This is a genomic window from Amycolatopsis anabasis (genome assembly GCF_009765355.1).
Taxonomy (GTDB): Bacteria; Actinomycetota; Actinomycetes; order Mycobacteriales; family Pseudonocardiaceae; genus Amycolatopsis; species Amycolatopsis anabasis.
In genome coordinates, this window is sequence record NZ_VTHK01000064.1 from 1,709 (window position 1) to 18,502 (window position 16,794).

Genomic DNA, 16,794 nt, shown 5'->3' on the forward strand with positions numbered 1-16,794 from the left:
GCCGCCTTTCTGCTGTTCCCCGGCCATCTCCGCACCTCCTGATCACTGTCGGGTCGGAATGCCATGCCACGCACGACCAGCCGGCCGTAGCCCGGTGGGACACCCCTTCCGTTGCCGAACTCAACGTCGACTAACAGAATGTCCCGCCACGCGCGTCCCGTACCACCCGTGGCCTCTTCAGGACACCCCCGCCACCTCAGCGCCACCGTCCCTTATGCTCGTCACGCCGTCCCACCCGATGTGACGAGCAGGGATTGGCCGAGTCGACATTAAGGAGATGACCACTACTGAGTGGATCGTCAACTTCGGGCATGTAAAATTCGCGATCACCTACTGCCACAAATAGGCTAAACACTCTAGCGCGGAGGACATTCGGAACGACCCGAGTCCGCCGACCCGGCGGCGCCGGGCTCAGGCGAGCACTCCGCCGAAGAGGGTATCGGGCGACTCGGTTCGTGGCATCGGCCGCGCCCGTTCGACAGGACTGCCGATCGGGGTGGATGGCAAGCCAGTCGGGCAAGAACTGAAGCAGGTCGGCCAGCTCGACAGCGTCGCCGGTGTTCAGGTTCATGGTGGGCGCCGTCCTTGGTCAGCTGACCGTGTCGACATCTGAGGCTTGCCGGGTGGGCCGGGCTGGAAGGGCGGCGGTTCTGCCGGTGATCTCACCGAAGGTGGGGAGGCCGAGGTTGATGGTGGTGGCGCGGCGGGCGCGTTCCTCCAACTGGGTGAGTTTGTCGTTCGCGTGGGTCAGGCTGACGTGCGGGCCTTCGGCTTCACCGAGCCAGCCTTCGCGTTCGGCTTCCTTGATTCGGGCGGTGAGGTTGTCGCGGATCTCGATCAGTTGGGTTTTCTCCTTCGGGTCAACGCGTAGGAGAGGGCATCGGATGCAGCTGTGCTCATTCGGCGCGGGCGGCGCTGGAGATCCAGAACGCCAGCAGCGCCCGGTCCCGATGGTGGTTCAACCCGGCGAACAGCGCGTTGAACACCTCGTCGGGGATCCGCTTGGGTGTCTTGGGCCGGTAGCGGCCCGTCCGCTCCTTCTTGAACGGCTCGAGCGGGTTGTGGTGGGCGTTCGCCCTGCCCGCCCGGCGTGACCGGTCCAGCGGGAACAGGTTGATGATCGGCCCAGACCCCGCGTGCAGGTGGTACTCGTAGAATGCTCGCAGCACCGTCTCGGCGTGGGCGCGGGTCGAGGCCGCGTACTTCCTACTCGGCCTCGACTTCCCGGTCACCGGGTTCAGGTCCCCGGCTGCCGACGGGCGGGGCGTCTGGCCGCGGGCTTCGGGGTTGTCCTTGTGACGCCAGTGGGGGCGGATTTGTCCGCGAGCCGCATCCACCGCATGAAGTCCCGCGCCTCCACGCGCGTGGCTTGACTCCAGGCCACGTCTACCACGTAGAGGTATCGCCACCACCGCAGCAGATCATTGCCATAGGAGTAGACCGTCGACTTCGACACGTCCACGGCCTGCAACTCTGCGAAGTATTCGGCCACCGGGGCCACTACCGCGCCATCAGCGTCGAGCAGCCGGTAGGACTCCCATTCCTCGCCGGTGCCGACCAGCCGCCCGACCTCGGGCAGGACGAGCGCCGCCAGATCCCGTTGATCACCCCAAGCACGCATGGCAGGGGAAGCTAGCAGAAACCCGTTCTGACCTGCAAAAACACTCCCACGAGTTCAGTCAATACACCCACCACAGCAAACAGGGAAGGTGACACCATGGACCCAGCGCCACGCGAACTCCGGGTCCGACTACCGGACTTGCCCCCTGACCGCTATGCGACCATCGTGCACGCCGTTGCCAGCGTGCTGAACGTGGCCGGGGTCGTCACTGAGTCATCGACTTCCCGGACCGCGGGTCCTCGTGCTCAACGCGGCCACGTTCCTGGTCGCCGCAGGGCTGCGGGCGATGATGCAGGTCGAAGGCTGCCTGCGGAAGCGCACTGGCATGGTCACCGAACTCAAGGAAGGCTGGACCGAATTCGCCGGTCGGCGCTGGCTGTGGAGCGTGGTGGCGCAGTTCGCTATCGTCAACGCGCTCGGCGTCGGCGCCTTTCGGGGTGCTCGGCGCGCTGGCCGCGGACCGCCAGCTTGGCGGGGCGCGCGATTGAGGCTTCATCCTCTCCTGCGACGCGATCGGGATGGTGCTCGGTGGTCTGCTGATGATGCGGCTGCGGCCGCAGCGATTGCTGGCCTCGGCCGTCTCCGCCGGCCTGCTGCTCGCGCTGCCGCTGGCGGCATTCGCGATCGACTTGCCGCTGCCGCTGATCTGCGTGGCGTCCCTGCTCGGCGGCTTCGGGGTGGAGATCTTCAGCGTCAACTGGATGACCACGCTGCAACAGGAGATACCGCACGAGAAGTTCTCCCGGATTGAGGCCTACGAGGCCCTGGATTCCTTCGGGCTGACTCCGCTGGGGGCGGCCGCCGCCGGTCCCGCCGCGGACCGCCTCGGGCTCGGGCGTTCCCTGTGGTGCGCGCCCGGTGCGATCCTGGCCGTCACCGCCCTCGTGCTCACGATTCCCGATGTGCGAAGGATGCGGCGCGCACCGGACGAGGAAAAGTCCGCCGGCGGGCCGCCGTTCTGACAACGACACGATCCCGGGAACGAAAGCCGGATCTGTGCACCACTCTCCCAGCCGGGCCGAAGCAGGAGCATCCATCCCAGGAACATCCGGCCCGGCTGGGAAAATCGTGGAGGAGGAACCCGCGTGTCCGGACGACTCGGCGGACTCACGAGCGCGCTCCGCGAGCGCTTTCCGCTCCACCGGATCGTCTACCTCGGCCGCGCGTTTCAAGGCGGACAACCGCAGCAGGGGGTGCATGGTGAAATGCAGGTGCCCCGAGGCGTCCCGGCCACCGACCTGCAACAGGTTGCTGTCGATGAGGCGCTCTATCGAGAATTCGGCCTCTTCGATGGAACGGTCGAGCACCGCTGCGGCAGTCCCGGACGTGTAGGTGCCGTTCTCCACGTGCGCGAGCGCCCGCAAGGTCTTCTGACTCTCCGGGTCGAGCGCGTCGTAGGCGCGGGCCAAGCACGAATCGACCCCCAGATCATCGAAGGCCAACTGTTTCAGCCGGTTGCCGGGCTGGATGAGCGAGGCGAGCAATCGGTGCAGCGACCAGTGTGGGCGCACCCGCAAGTGCGCGCCCACAGCGCGCAGCGCGATGGGCAGACCGCCGCAAAGCCTCGCCAGCCGGAGTGCCGCGTCACGTTCGGCGGCCAGCCGTCGTTCGCCGACCATCGCGGACAGGACCGCCAGTGACTCCCCCATCGCGAGCGGTTCGAGAGCGATGATCGGAACGTCAACCAACGCGGACAGGGAATGTTGGCATGTGGCCAGGACCGAGGTGCCCCCGACACCGGGGAACACCGAGCGGATCTGGGCCTCGCTCGTTGCGTTGTCCAGCACGATGAGCACCCGCCGCCAAGCTAGCAGCGCCCGCAGCTGAGCGCAGGCGTGCTCGAGATCTTCGGCGCCGTCGGCCGGTGCGGCGCCCAGTGAGGCCGCGACCCGGCGCACGATCTCCGCTGGCCGGAGCACCGGTTGCCCCTGGGGCGCGAGGTCCATGTGGAGCTGGCCGTCCGGGAAGTCGTGTCGCCACCGGTGTGCCGCGTGCACCGCGAGCGCGGTCTTGCCGACCCCCGGATGCCCGGTGATCAACGCGATCCGGACTTGGGCGTCCGTCTGGTGGCGGTCGGTGTGGAGCAGGCGGTCGAGCAAGCCGAGCTCATGCTCGCGGCCGATGAGGCCGGGCATATCCGGCGGTAGATCACACCAGGACCGCTCCTCCGTCGGCTCATGGAAGGCCCGATGGTGACGGATCAGCGACGGGTCCGTCCGCGGGATTTCCGCGTCTGGGTGGATTATCGCCACGCGAGCCAGGCGGGTGAGCGCGGCGGTTTCCCGCTCGCCGAGGTCGAGCGCCTTGGCCAGCAGCTCGATCGTTTTGCGCTGCGGCCTTCTCGTCCTGCCGCGTTCCAGGTCGCTGATCGCGCGCACGCTCAGGCCAGATTGGTCCGCCAATTCTTCCTGCGTGAGCCCGGCGTCAATTCTGCACTCACGAAGGGCTCCGCCGAAGGAACTGGAAAGAATTGGTTCATACACCACAAATCCCCCTAGTTAGCAGTGTTTCGTGTCCTCTTTCTTTCGACACTGGTCCTCTACCCCTGATTGCCAGTACGGTACCCACGGCTCAGAACGCCGCGCAAGGTTGATTCCCGCCGGTCAACTAAAGTTGATTCTCACCCAACATCTGGTGATTTGCCGGATCACTTCCGGGTTCCTGCCGGAGGAAGCACATGTCCAACCTCTCTGCCGAAGCTGTTACCTGGCTGGCAAAGGCTACTGGGACGAGCCTTCGGACGGGGACGGTTTCGAGCGCTAAGCGGAGGGCGATCGAACGGCTGGAGATGGTGATCGAGCACATCGACAACGACCTCACCCTCCTCACCGACGGCGAGCATGTCAGCGGCCCCTCGGCCGCCGAACACCGGGCTCGCCTGGCCCGCGTTTCCCGTTTCGCCGGCCGGGTCGTGACCGGCGTCCGCAACGCCCGACGCCTGCTGACCCAAGCCGACCCGAACATCCATCACGGCGACGCCATGACCTGCGTCTGGGCAGGCCGAAACCGCCGCCTGCCGCAACACCAAACTGGCTCAAGGACTACCGGTCGACGATGCACCCGACGAATCAGAGTGCCGCTCAAGTTGCACCAACCTCGCCTACACCGACCGCGACATCAACCAACTCCGCGATCGCCTGGCACAGCTCGACATCGGCGCGAGCGACCCGCTAGCACCGCACCCGCTGCGAGACCGAGCAACCGCCCAAGCCACACAAATCCGCACGATCATCCGGCGGCACGAACACGAGCATCAGTCCGATTTGGACGATGAGAAGTGGCATGAGCCGCCGTCCCCGGGGCCGGCAAACCGAGCAAGCCGCCATCCGCGCCGCCGCGGACCGGCTTCTGGCCGGGAACCCGCTTCACTCCACCACCGGCAAGCTCACCACCACTGAACTGATCACCGAGTCCGGGCTGCGCCGGGATGTGGTTTACGAACACCGCGACCTGGTCGACGAGTTCAAAGCGCACGTGAAAGCCCAGAACTCCACCCCAGTCGCCATGCGACAGCTCGCCGACGACTACACCGCAGCGAAAGAGGAACTGGCGACCCTCAAAGAGGATCTGAGCAACGAACGGGCCGCCACCGCGCTCCTGCGCCGCGTGGTCGCCGAACTTTCCCTTGAGCTGGAACAGGCCAGGGACGAACTCACCCACGCACACCAGATCGCCCGGCTGCCTACTCATCAACATGAGTAAGTCTCGAATCTCCCACCTGACCAGGATTCCCACAGCGGACGACATGATCCGACCACCCTGAATCCGGCAATGGACTTGCCTAGTGAATGCGCTGCAGGTTGCACCGCTCGTCGATCTGTACCAATGCCTTGCGAAACGGGGCCTCCACCGTCGTGCGGAAATAGCACGAGCTGGCATGGGCGCCGTCGGCGATACTGCGAACGACCACGACCAGTCCTCCGACTCGACCCAGCCTCCGAGACTGAGAGTATGCGATATCCAACGGACCGTTAGTGTTCGCCTGGCCAATAGTGTCTGTCCAGCTAATCGATCGAACATCGAGAGGATTCTTCGGCGGGCGCTGTGGTCATGTTCAGCCGAACTGTCCGAACGACCAACATGCAGGTCAAAGACTGCACTGGGAAAAAGGTGGGCAGCTTGTCCAGTACCGGTCCGGTCCGATTGCAGTCGGGGGATCCGCTCGCCGAGCTGCTCGCGGTCCCGCCGGAGCTCCTCGACCTCACCCTGGATCAGTTCCGCATTCTCGTCGTCGTGCACAAGACCGGGACCGCGTTGTTGGCTGCCCGAGCACTCGGGCGTGAGCAGTCCAGCGTGCAGAAGCAGCTCAACAACCTCAACGACACCGCACAACGCCTCATCGGCGAATCGCTGGTGATCAAACAAGGCCGCGGCGAGCCGTTCCTGTTCAGCCCCAGCGGAGACGAAGCCGTCGCCCTGGCCGAGAACACCCTCGCATCCTGGTCCGGCGGGATCCACCGCGCCCGCCGCCGGGTCGGCACCACAATCACCGTCGGCACGACCGAGTTCACCATCCGGTTCCTCGGCGAGAACTGGCCCGCCATCCAGCAAGACTTCGAAGGACGCGAAGTCGAACTCAAGATCTCCCACGTCCGCACCCGCGACTTCTGCGCCAAACTCGACGCCCAGCAAGTCGACCTCATCTGCGGATCCTTCGCCACCGAACGCGACCAACTGCCCACATTGGACTACGACTTTATCGAATGGCACCGCGAAGGCGTCGCCCTGCTCGCCAACCTCACCACCCGCGAACTCCCCGACAAACCCGTCACCTAAACCAAACTCCGCGATCTCCCACTACTCGCCCTCGCCGCCGGACTGCTGGCGGAATTCCTGCGCCGCTGGTACGGGCCCGACTACCGCGGCACCCTCAACATCATCGCCGACATCGACTCTCTCAACTACGGCCTCGGCTTGCTCAACAGCCACCTCCTCCACGGCTGCCTGCTCACCACCAGCGCCGTCGCCCAAGCCGTCATCGACCGACGACTCCCCGGCGGAGAGCAACTCCGCCTCGTCGAATTTGCCGACCACTACCGGCCCGACCTCGAACTCGTCACCGGCATCTTCGGCCGCAAAAACGAACGACACCGATACACCCCGGACCACCCGCTCAACCTGCTGTGGCGTCAGTTCACCCAGCACGCGCCCTCCACGCCCTCGTAGCGGCACGAACCCCAACAATCAGCACCACTTCTCCGCCGCAGTGGGGCGTGTTCACGACTGGCTCAACCGAGCGGACGCCGAGCGCTCACAGGGGTGGGCGACAACGGGTTGGCTGGATGTCCCGGCCGACTTGGGCACAGGTCTTCGATCCGCTCGGAGCTGTGTCGAGTTCGACGACGAGCAGCCCGCTGGCTCATGCCCGGGCCTTCGGCGTTCACCGCGACGCGCTCGGTGGTGGCCTCTTGCCGGGCTCGGTCTGGTGCTTCACGCTGGCGGGGATCTTCGCCGAGGTCGAACATCCCCCGGCCCTTCGACCGGCCGGGGGTTGCGGCGGAGAGGGGTAACTCGGCGAAGGGGTACCGGTATGGACACCAGCACGAGCGGGAAGCGCCGGCTGGATGACCGGAGGCTGGTCACGGCGTTGGCGGATGCGCTGGAGGTGTCCCCGGCTGAGGTGTTGGACCAGCCGGTACGGCATGTGGATCCCGATCTGGCGGCCGCGCAGGGCACGGTGGCGCCGCGTCATCGTCGACAAGGTGTCCTGGCTCGTCTGCAAAGGCCCCTCCGCCGGAGCCACCGTGCTGGCCGTGGCCCCGTACAACACCGCGGTCACCCCGTCGTGCAGTATGGCGTCGCTCACACCTTGACTCCCAGCACCGTCGTCGCTCGCTGCCGGACGTACTCCAGGTCCGCCAGCGGGTCGCTCGTCTCCGACACGCTCACCGCGAACGCCCGGACGAACGGGTTTATTCGGAACGCGGCCGGGCGCGCCGAGTCGTAGTGGACAGATGTGATCTGCCACTCTATCAGGTACTCGATCATCCGCTCGGCGGTGTCCACCGACGTGCCGAGCACCGCCGCTGCCATGTCCAATGTGAACTCATCGGCGTGGATATGGGACAGCGCGCACAACGCTCGCTGCGTGTCCGGGGGCAGCTCCTCGTACAGGGTGTGGAACCGGCCGCTGAGGTCCGTCCGGCTGGACCCGATCAGCTCCTTCCTCGTCTGCGGGTTGATCAGCGCCGTGAACATCCGGCGCAGTGTCCAATGTGGATTGCGCAGCAGTCGGCCGCTCACCCACTGCAGGGCGAGCGGGAGCCCGCCGCACAGGGTGGCCAGCCCGATCGCCGCGTCGTACTCGTCCCGCACTCGCTGCTCACCGAGCACCGCCGCGAGCAGCGCCACGGACAGGCCGACCGACAACGGCTCGACCAAGACCGTCGGCATCCCCACCTGCGCGGGGAACCGGCGCCGACACACCGCGAGCACCGCGCTCGCGCTGACACCCGGCAGCACCGCGCGCACCTGGGCTTCGCTGACAACCTTGTCGAGGACGATGAGGAGCCGGCGGCTGGCCAGGAAGCTCCGCAGTGCGGCCGCTGCGGATTCGAGGTCAGCGCCCTCCGCCACCGGTGCGCCGACCGAGCGGGACAACCGCCGCACGACGTCGAGCGGGCGCATCGCCGACTGGCCGTCGGGACTGAGGTCGATGAAGAGCTGACCGTCCGGAAACAGGTGCCGCCACTTGTAGGCCGCGTGCACCGCGGCCGTCGTCTTGCCCACCCACGGCGACCCGACGATGAACGCGGTGTTGCCGTTGGCGGGGGCCAACGTCTCGGCCGCGGCCACCGATTGCAGGAAGTCGTCGAGCACCGGGCAGTTCGGCAGCGTGTTGTGCAGCCCTAGCAGCCGCGGCGGCAACTCGCAGATCCGGCCCGGATCCGCCGTCTCGAAGCGGGCCGCGTCGTGACCGCACTGGACCGCGTCGGCCGCGGCGTGCGGCAGCGACACCTGCAGAGTGGACTTCCGGGCGACGTAGACGAGCCGAGCCGTGTCGCGCTCGTCCAGCCGCATCCCGCTGGCCAGCAGCTCCACCGTCTTGCGTTGCGGGCGGCGGGTCCGGCCCCGCTCGAGGTCGCTAATCGCCCGCACGCTGACGCCCGACGCCTCCGCCAATTCTTCCTGCGTAACGCCGGATTTGATACGCAATCTCCGCAATTCAACTCTGAATGATTCGTTTGATTCGAACACAAGGCCCACCCCCAAGTGAATTTCCCCGTCGGCCCGCCCGCGAAAGACACGAACGCACCGCGAGTACCCTTGACCGGCGATCGTGCGCCCCGGTCGGCGCCACCCGACAACTCCCCAGCCCGCGATCACCGATTGCACACACCCGACACCTGGCGGAGTGCGCGATCCGATCAATTCAATACAAGCCGAATTTCACCCCAGCTACCAACCTCCCCCATTTTTTACTTGTACCACAGTGCCGCTATCCCCCAGCCCGGAGATCACGTCGTGGAATTCTCTTGTCACCGCGCCTCGACACCGAGAATGCCTGGACGGGCCGGAAAGTTCAAGGGTCAAGCGAACGTCGGCGAACGGCCGCACAGCTCGCGATCGGTCGCGAGCCGGAACCCGGCGGCACACGAAGAGGAAACCGGAGACCCGTCCTGCTCACCGGGTGGCTCCGGGTGGCGCACACACAACTGGGCGGCGCCGGATGACTAAGGCCGACTGTCGATCTCCATAAGGCGCGCCCTCGGAGGGTTTCGTTCGGAATATACAAGTTTGTCTATCAACGTGTCTGACATGTTGTTAAGGCATCGATATCACTTAAGTCCGTTTTGTTCAGTTTTGCTCGAGAGGCCGCGGAACGTGCACCGAAACCGCCGGAACACTGCAGCCGTTCTCTCAGGTGTCCGGACCGCGGTGAGCCAATAAGGTCGTGGGTGACGTCGAGTTCGAGTTTCTTTCCCCGTCAGGCCACTCGAGGTGACCATGCCGAAAACAAATGCTCCCGCTTTGTTCAGCGAAGAGTTCACCGCAAATCCGCACCCCACGTACCAGGCACTCCGCGAAAACGAACCGGTGGTGTGCAAGCGGTACGCCGGCGAACGTATGCAGGTGTGGTTCGTCTCCCGCTACAAAGACGTCCGCGCGGCGTTCCGCGACCCGCGCTTCCGCAAGAGCCGCGATTCGGTGTCGACGGGCGGGCTGGCCAGGGGGCGGGGAAATCCCGAACTGGCCGCGTTCCACCGGACGCTGATCATGCTGGACCCGCCGGAACACACCGCCCTGCGCAGGCTGGTGGCCAAGGAGTTCACCCCGCGCCGTATCCGGGCGATGGCGGACAAGGCGGCGGCCTACGTCGACCAGCTCGTCGCCGGGTTCCGGCCGGACCGGAAAGCGGAGCTCATCGGCGACCTCGCCGTTCCGCTGTGTTACCACATCATCGGCGGCATGCTCGGCTCTCGGCCCGAGGACGACTGGCCTGGGTTCGACTGGAACCGGCTGCGGGTGCTCGGCAACCGGCTGACCACGCCGGACAACAGCGCGACGACCGTCGACTACGACGAAATCAAGTTCGAGATCAAGGCGATGGTCGAGGTCTTGATCGCGCGACGCCGCGAGAAGCCCGGGCCCGACGTGTTCAGCGCGTTGATCGCGGCCACCGATCGCGGCGAGCTGACCGCCGACCAGCTCTTCGGCCTGGTGGTCACCCTCGTGCTCGGCGGCATGGACACCACGGCAGCCTTCCTCGGCAACGCGCTCCTCGCGCTGCTGCTCGACCGCGACCAACTGGAGCTGCTGCGGTCCCGGCCCGAGCTGATGGACAACGCGGTCGAGGAACTGCTGCGGTTCGACGGCGCCATGCAGACCGCGTCGTTCCGGTTCACCAGCGAAGACGTCGAGCTCGGGGGCACGGTGATCCCCCGCGGTGCGGTCGTCGCGCTGACCCTGGCCGCGGCCAACCGCGATCCCGAGCGGTTCCCCGACCCCGACCGGCTGGACATCACGCGGGACGCCAAGCACCACGTCGCGCTCGGGCACGGCATCCACAACTGCCTCGGCGCGGAACTCGGCCGGATGCTGACGCGAATCACGCTCGAGACCGTGCTGCGCCGGCTCCCCGGCCTGGCGCTCGCCGCGCCGCCCGACACCCTCGACTGGCGGCCCGGCATCCTGCTGCGCGCCGTCCGCGAACTGCCCGTCACCTTCACTGACAAGGAGAGCCGATGACCCAGCAGGACGCGGTGCCCGAGCTCTTCAGTCCCGAGTTCGTGGCCTGCCCGCACGCCACCTACGAGCACATACGGGAGAAGGAAGGGGTTTCCCAGCGGTTCTACCCGGGTGGCCTGAACCGGCTCTGGTTCCTCACGCGCTACGACGACGTGCGCGCGGCGCTGATCGATCCCGACCTGGTCAAGGACCGCAGCTCGGTCACCGAGGGCTCGCTCGCGGCGCACCAGCTGATGGACCCGGAGCTGAAACCCTTCCACCGCAACCTGTCCATGCTCGACCCGCCCGAGCACACCCGGCTGCGCCGCGTGATCGCGAAGAACATGACACCGCGGCAGGCGCGCCAACTGCAGGAGCCCGCAGAACGGCTCGCCGACGAGCTGATCGACAAGTTCGCCGCTAACGGCGAAACGGAACTGATCGAGGGGTACGCGTCGCCGCTGGCCGACGGGATCATCGGCGAGCTGGTCGGGGTGCACGTGCTGCCGCCGGCCGACTGGGCCCGGCTGCGCGAGCTCGGCCGCAACCTGACCAGCCCCAGCTACCAGCACCACTCGGAGGACTTCGACCGCATCAAGTACGAGATCCGCGACCTCGTACTCGAGGTGATCCGGTTGCGCCGCGCGCAGCTGGGCGACGACGTGATCAGCGATCTCGTCCGGGCCCACGACCGCGAGGAGATGACCGAGCAGGAACTACTGGCCATGGTAGTCACGATGGTGCTGTCCGGCGTCGACTCGGTCACCGCCTTCCTGGGGACCGCACTGCACTCGCTGCTCACCCACCCGGACCAGCTGGAGCTGCTGCGGGCCCGGCCGGAGTTGATGGACAACGCCGTCAACGAGCTGCTGCGGTACGACAGCGGGACCCAGACGGCGACGTTCCGCTTCGCCGCCAAGGATCTGCACTATGGCGACACCGTGATCCCCAAGGGTGCGGTCGTGTGCCCGGTGATCACCGCCGCGCACCGGGATCCCCGGCACTACGACGAGCCCGAACGGCTCGACGTGACCCGCCAAGGCGAGCTCAACATCGCGTTCGGCATCGGCACGCACAACTGCCTCGGGCAGAAGGTGGGCCAGATGGTGAGTACCGCGGGGCTTTCGGCCGTGGTGCGCCGGCTGCCCGGTCTGCGGCTGGCCGTCGAGCCCGCCGAGCTGCGCTGGCGTTCGGGGTTGCTGCTGCGCTCGGTCTACGAGCTGCCGGTCCGGTTCGACGCGAAGGGAGCCCTCGAATGACGGAGATCGCGGACAGCAGCCCGGTTTCGGAGATGTTCACGGCGGACTTCCGCCGCGACCCGTACCCCACCTACGCCCGGTTGCGCGAGTCGGCCGCGGCGTGCCCGGTGACGGCGCCGCACGGGTTCCCGACCTACGTGATCACCCGCTACGAAGACGCCCGGGCCGCCCTCGCCGATCCCCGGCTCAGCAAGGACATGTACGGCGCGTGGGACGCCTACGTCGCCATCTTCGGCAACAGCTCGGTGCACCTCGACGACAACATGATCAACTCCGACGGGGTCAAGCACACCCGGCTGCGGCGGCTGGTCAACGTGGCCTTCACCCCGCGCCGGGTCGAAGCGCTCCGGCCGCGAGTGCAGGCGATCACCGACGAGCTGCTCGACGGCATCCCCTTGGGGGAACCGGTCGACCTGATGGCCGCGTTCAGCTTTCCCCTGCCGATCACGGTGATCTGCGAGCTGCTGGGGGTGCCGGAAGCGGACCGGGCGGACGTGCAGCGGTGGTCGGCGACCGTGGCGCACACGGGGTTCGACGAGGAATCCACCAGCGCCCAGCAGGAGGCCGAAGGTCGGCTGCACGAGTTCCTGGTGGACCTCATCGTCCGCAAGCGCGTCGAGCGAGGCGACGACCTGATCGGCTCGCTGGTGAGCGCCCGCGAAGACGACCGGCTCGACGAGCGGGAGCTCGTGTCGTCGGCCTGGCTGCTGCTGTTCGCCGGCCACGAAACCACCGGCAACCTGATCGGCAACTCGATCTTCCACCTGCTGCAGCGCCCGGACCGGCTGGCTGAGCTGCGCGCGCGGCCGGAGTTGACGGCGCACGCGGTCGAGGAGCTGCTGCGCTTCGACGGGCCGGCCGAGAACGCGACCTTCCGGTACGCCACCGAAGAAATCCGCATCGGCGACGAAGTGATCCCGCAGGGCGCGCTCGTGCAGATCGCGATCGCCGCGGCCAACCGGGACCCGGCCCGCTTCCCCGATCCGGACACGGTCGACTTCGGCCGCGCCAACAGCGGCCACCTCGGCTTCGGCCACGGTGCGCACTACTGCCTCGGCGCGCCGCTGGCCCGGATGGAAGCGCAGATCGCGCTGTCGACGCTGTTCACGCGCTACCCGGGGACCCGGCTCGCCGTGCCCGCCACGCAGGTGCCGTGGCTCGGGGTCGAGATCCCCGCGTTCCGCGGGCTCGCCGAACTGCCGGTCCTGCTGGCGTAACGGAGGATCCGAATGCCCACGGCCACGTCCACCGGGCTGCTGCGCCACACCGACGCTTCGCTGCCCGAGCGCATCGCCGAGTCCGCCGCGACGATCGACGGGGTGCTGACCCACCGGGAAGTGCTGGCGTGGCTGGAAAGCCGCCAGCCGCACCACGTCCAAGAGGTGCGGCGGATCCCCTTCGCCGAGCTGGGCAGCTGGGGTTTCGACCCGGGCACCGGCAACCTCGCGCACGCCAGCGGCCGGTTCTTCTCCGTCGAGGGCTTGCGGGTGCGCAGCGACTTCGGGCCGGTGCGCGAATGGTCCCAGCCGATCATCCACCAGCCCGAGATCGGCATCCTGGGCATCGCCGTCCGCGAGATCGACGGCGTGCTGCACTGCCTGATGCAGGCCAAGGCGGAGCCCGGCAACCCCGGCGGGTTGCAGCTCGCGCCCACGGTCCAGGCCACCCGCAGCAACTACACCCGGGTGCACGGCGGCCGGGTGGTGCCCTACCTGGAGCAATTCGCCCCGGCCGACCCGCGGCAGGTCATCGCCGACGTCCTGCAGTCCGAACAGGGCGCCTGGTTCTACCGCAAGCGCAACCGGAACATGGTCGTCGAGGTCGGTCCCGAGGTCGAGGCGGGGGACGACTTCCGCTGGCTCACCCTGGGGCAGCTGCACCGGCTGCTGCACCTCGACAACGTCGTCAACATGGACGCCCGGACGGTACTGTCCTGCCTGCCGGCGGCGGCCGACCGGGGCGGTGCGACGCGCCCGGCCATCGCCCGCTCGGCGGACGGCTCCGCGGGCAGCCTGCACACCACGGCGGAGGTACTCAGCTGGGTCACTCGGATGCGCACCGAGCATGAACTGGTTACCGAGCGAGCACCGCTGCGCGAGATCGAGCGCTGGCACCAAACGGACTCCGCCATCGCGCACGAGTCAGGGCGGTTCTTCAGCGTCGTGGCCGTAGACGTGCAGGCCGGCTGCCGGGAAGTCGATTCGTGGCAGCAGCCGTTGCTCGAGCCGCACGGGGTCGGAATCGTCGCGCTGCTGGTCAAGCGCTTCGACGGAGTGATGCACGCCTTGATCAACGCCCGGGTCGAGCCCGGTTACCTCGACGTCGTCGAGCTGGCGCCCACGGTGCAGTGCGTCCCGGAAAACTACCGGCACCTGCCGCCCGACAGCCAGCCGCCCTACGTGGACCTGGTGCGCGCCCGGCGGCCGGAGCGGACCTGGTTCGACGTCGAGCTTTCCGAAGAGGGCGGCCGGTTCTACGACGCCCGGAGCCGGTACGTGATCCTCGAAGTCGACGACGGGTTCTCGGTCCGGCCGGACGGCCAGTTCCACTGGCTGACGCTGAGCCAGCTGACCGTGCTGCTGCAGCACCGCCACTACCTCAACGTCCAGGCCCGGACGCTGGTCGCGGCGCTGCGGGCGCTGATATGAGCACCCGGCCGCGATGCGGGTGATCGGCGGCGGTTTCCTGGCCTCACACCTGCGCGCGCACTTCGGCGACCGGCACCCCGGCGTGACGGCGATCGCGGCCGGCGTGTCGAGCACGATCGTCGACTCGGCGGCCGAATTCGACCGCGAAGCCGAGCTGCTGTACCGCGTCGCGCTCGAGTGCCGGGACCGCGGCCGGCTGGCGTTGTTCTTCTCGACGGCGTCGCCGGTTCTGTACGGGACGCCGTCACCGGGCACCGAGACCGGGCCGGTGTTCCCCACTTCGGCCTACGGACGCCACAAACTGGCGCTGGAAACGGTGCTGGCGGCCAGCGGGGCCGGCTGGCTGACCCTGCGGCTGAGCAACCTCGTCGGCCGGGGCCAGCGCGAGCACCAGTTGCTGCCCGCGTTGATCGCCCAGGTCCGGTCCGGATCGGTGCTCGTGCGCCGCGGCGTCTCCCGGGACCTGGTGGACGTCCGCCACGTCCTCGCCGCGCTGGACGGCCTGCTGCGCGCCGGGGTGCGCGACACCGTCGTGAACGTGGCGTCCGGGGTGCCGACGCCGGTCGAGCGCATCATCGCCGGCATCGAGGACCGGCTCGGCACGACGGCCCTCAAGCAGGTGGTGCACCGGCCGGAGAGCACGCCGATGGTCAGCCTGGACCGCCTGCGGCGGCTCGTGCCCAAAGTGGACACGTTCGGCTTCGGGCCGGGTTATCTGTCCACAGTGCTCGATCGGTACGTTCCGGCCAGCGAGCCCGCGCTCCCCGCGTGAACGGCGCGGCCGGGCGGCGGTGAAGGAAACCTCCACCGCCGGTCGGCCGCGCATTCACCCCCGCCGCGTCGCCGCGACCGGCTTGACCAGCTCCCCGGCCACCTCGGCCGGGCTCGGCCGGACCGCGTTCTCGGCCGCCAGTCGCTGCGAGACGTCTCGAAGTCCCCAGTCGTCCACGATCCGGGCGGCGGCCGCGGCGATCTCCGTCGGGTCCTCCGTGGCCCGGGACAAGCTGGTGCCCGCGCCGACCTCGGTGATCCGCCCGGCGTTGCGGAACTGGTCGCCGAAGTGCGGGACGATCAGCTGAGGCACGCCGCACGCCGCGGCCGTCAGGGAGCTCCCCATGCCTCCGTGGTGCACGATCGCCGCGCAAGCCGGCAGGAGGACGGCCAGCGGCACCCAGTCCGCCCGCACGCCGTCGGGCAGCTCGCCCAGCACCGACCGGTGGTTCGGGTCGATGGCGATGACCACCTCGTGGCCGAGCTCGAGGAACTCGTCCAGCAGCCGCCGCCACAGCGGCGCGGGCTGCGGATCCCGCTGGGGCAGCAACGTACCCATGGTCAGGCACACCCGCGGCCGGGCCGGCGCGCCGTCGGTCAACCAGGCGGGTACGTCGGCCGGCAGGTGGTGGGGGACGTACCGCATCGGGGTCACAGGCGCGTCCGCCGGGAACTGCAGGCCGGCCGGGCAGACGTCGAGCGTCCGCACGGGCTCGGCCAGCGGCGGCAGCCCGGCGGCCGCCATCGACGCGGTCGCGGCGGCCAGCACACCCTCGGGCGGGAACAGTCCCCAGTGGTGCCGCACCCAGGGCACACCAGCCTCGGTCGCGGCGGCCGGGCCGGCCAGCTCCATGGGTTCGGAGACCACCAGATCCGGCTGCCATTCCCCGGCCAGCCGCCGGACGGCCGGCAGCGCCCGGACGGCTGCCTCGCCGCACCGCCGCCCGCTGCCCTCGGCCGCCCGCTGCGGGTCGAACCGGCCGAAGTTGACGCCCGTCGGCGGTTTCAGCAGCGTGGACAGGTCACTTGGGGGCAGCACGGCCGTGGCCGGCAGGCCCACTCCCCGCACCGCCGGCGCGAAAGCCTCGTCACTGGCGACGAGCACGGTGTGCCCGACCTCCTGCAACGCCCGGGCCAGCGGCACCATCGGGAACAGGTGGCCGACGCCGGACAGGGTGGTGAACAATACTCGCAACGGTGGACTCCTCTGTTCGGCGCAGCCGGTTTTCGAACACCACTTTCCCAGGATGCGACCGCCGGACTTTCCCGGCCAGTGAATCGGGGCATCTGCCGGGAAACTGCCGGTGGAGGAATTTCTTCTTTCTGC

At 68.2% G+C, this 16,794-nt stretch carries 15 protein-coding genes; 9 read left to right on the forward strand and 6 right to left on the reverse strand.

Annotated elements, in window-relative coordinates; translation table 11 throughout:
• Positions 1-616 precede the first annotated feature (616 nt).
• The gene (locus FXO23_RS43120) at positions 617-871 is read left to right on the forward strand and encodes a hypothetical protein (protein WP_158893415.1); all 255 of its coding nucleotides are present in this window, start codon (positions 617-619) and stop codon (positions 869-871) included.
• Between the two features lie 25 nt (positions 872-896).
• On the opposite strand, the gene FXO23_RS43125 is transcribed toward FXO23_RS43120, so the two are convergent.
• The 3 genes from FXO23_RS43125 to FXO23_RS43135 all read right to left on the reverse strand — a co-directional run bounded on the left by FXO23_RS43125 (position 897) and on the right by FXO23_RS43135 (position 4,104).
• Positions 897-1,232, reverse strand: a complete 336-nt coding sequence (locus tag FXO23_RS43125; RefSeq protein WP_158893417.1) for a hypothetical protein — start codon at positions 1,230-1,232, stop codon at positions 897-899.
• 5 nt (positions 1,233-1,237) lie between these two features.
• Positions 1,238-1,621, reverse strand: a complete 384-nt coding sequence (locus FXO23_RS43130) for a site-specific integrase (RefSeq protein ID WP_179957045.1) — start codon at positions 1,619-1,621, stop codon at positions 1,238-1,240.
• A gap of 407 nt (positions 1,622-2,028) precedes the next feature.
• Positions 2,029-4,104 carry a helix-turn-helix domain-containing protein gene (locus FXO23_RS43135; protein ID WP_158893419.1) on the reverse strand — a complete coding sequence of 692 codons (2,076 nt, stop codon included), beginning with the start codon at positions 4,102-4,104 and terminating at the stop codon, positions 2,029-2,031.
• Between the two features lie 799 nt (positions 4,105-4,903).
• Between FXO23_RS43135 and FXO23_RS43140 the strand changes: the two genes are divergently transcribed.
• A complete protein-coding gene (locus tag FXO23_RS43140) occupies positions 4,904-5,323 on the forward strand; it encodes a hypothetical protein (RefSeq protein ID WP_158893421.1) in 420 nt (139 codons plus the stop codon).
• Between the two features lie 417 nt (positions 5,324-5,740).
• A complete protein-coding gene (locus FXO23_RS51265; RefSeq protein WP_218952329.1) occupies positions 5,741-6,397 on the forward strand; it encodes a LysR family transcriptional regulator in 657 nt (218 codons plus the stop codon).
• Between the two features lie 21 nt (positions 6,398-6,418).
• On the opposite strand, the gene FXO23_RS51270 is transcribed toward FXO23_RS51265, so the two are convergent.
• The gene (locus tag FXO23_RS51270) at positions 6,419-6,766 is read right to left on the reverse strand and encodes a hypothetical protein (protein ID WP_218952330.1); all 348 of its coding nucleotides are present in this window, start codon (positions 6,764-6,766) and stop codon (positions 6,419-6,421) included.
• Positions 6,767-7,263: 497 nt separating this feature from the next.
• Between FXO23_RS51270 and FXO23_RS43150 the strand changes: the two genes are divergently transcribed.
• On the forward strand, positions 7,264-7,434 hold the full coding sequence (locus FXO23_RS43150) for a hypothetical protein (protein ID WP_158893423.1): 171 nt from the start codon (positions 7,264-7,266) through the stop codon (positions 7,432-7,434).
• On the opposite strand, the gene FXO23_RS43155 is transcribed toward FXO23_RS43150, so the two are convergent.
• A complete protein-coding gene (locus FXO23_RS43155) occupies positions 7,424-8,956 on the reverse strand; it encodes a helix-turn-helix domain-containing protein (protein ID WP_343034582.1) in 1,533 nt (510 codons plus the stop codon). The genes FXO23_RS43150 and FXO23_RS43155 overlap by 11 nt on opposite strands.
• A 636-nt stretch (positions 8,957-9,592) precedes the next feature.
• On the opposite strand from FXO23_RS43155, the gene FXO23_RS43160 reads away from it, so the two are divergent.
• From FXO23_RS43160 to FXO23_RS43180, 5 genes are read left to right on the forward strand one after another with little or no spacing between them, the layout of a single operon-like run.
• Complete coding sequence (locus tag FXO23_RS43160; RefSeq protein WP_158893427.1) at positions 9,593-10,810, forward strand: cytochrome P450; 1,218 nt, start codon at positions 9,593-9,595, stop codon at positions 10,808-10,810.
• On the forward strand, positions 10,807-12,048 hold the full coding sequence (locus FXO23_RS43165; protein ID WP_158893429.1) for a cytochrome P450: 1,242 nt from the start codon (positions 10,807-10,809) through the stop codon (positions 12,046-12,048). The genes FXO23_RS43160 and FXO23_RS43165 overlap by 4 nt, the downstream gene beginning before the upstream one ends.
• On the forward strand, positions 12,045-13,265 hold the full coding sequence (locus tag FXO23_RS43170) for a cytochrome P450 family protein (protein WP_158893431.1): 1,221 nt from the start codon (positions 12,045-12,047) through the stop codon (positions 13,263-13,265). The genes FXO23_RS43165 and FXO23_RS43170 overlap by 4 nt, the downstream gene beginning before the upstream one ends.
• Positions 13,266-13,277: 12 nt before the next feature.
• Positions 13,278-14,696 carry an NDP-hexose 2,3-dehydratase family protein gene (locus tag FXO23_RS43175; RefSeq protein ID WP_158893433.1) on the forward strand — a complete coding sequence of 473 codons (1,419 nt, stop codon included), beginning with the start codon at positions 13,278-13,280 and terminating at the stop codon, positions 14,694-14,696.
• Positions 14,697-14,709: 13 nt separating this feature from the next.
• On the forward strand, positions 14,710-15,468 hold the full coding sequence (locus FXO23_RS43180; RefSeq protein WP_158893435.1) for an NAD-dependent epimerase/dehydratase family protein: 759 nt from the start codon (positions 14,710-14,712) through the stop codon (positions 15,466-15,468).
• A gap of 54 nt (positions 15,469-15,522) precedes the next feature.
• Here the strand turns inward: FXO23_RS43180 and FXO23_RS43185 are convergent, their stop codons facing one another.
• The gene (locus FXO23_RS43185; protein WP_158893437.1) at positions 15,523-16,662 is read right to left on the reverse strand and encodes a glycosyltransferase; all 1,140 of its coding nucleotides are present in this window, start codon (positions 16,660-16,662) and stop codon (positions 15,523-15,525) included.
• Positions 16,663-16,794 lie beyond the last annotated feature (132 nt).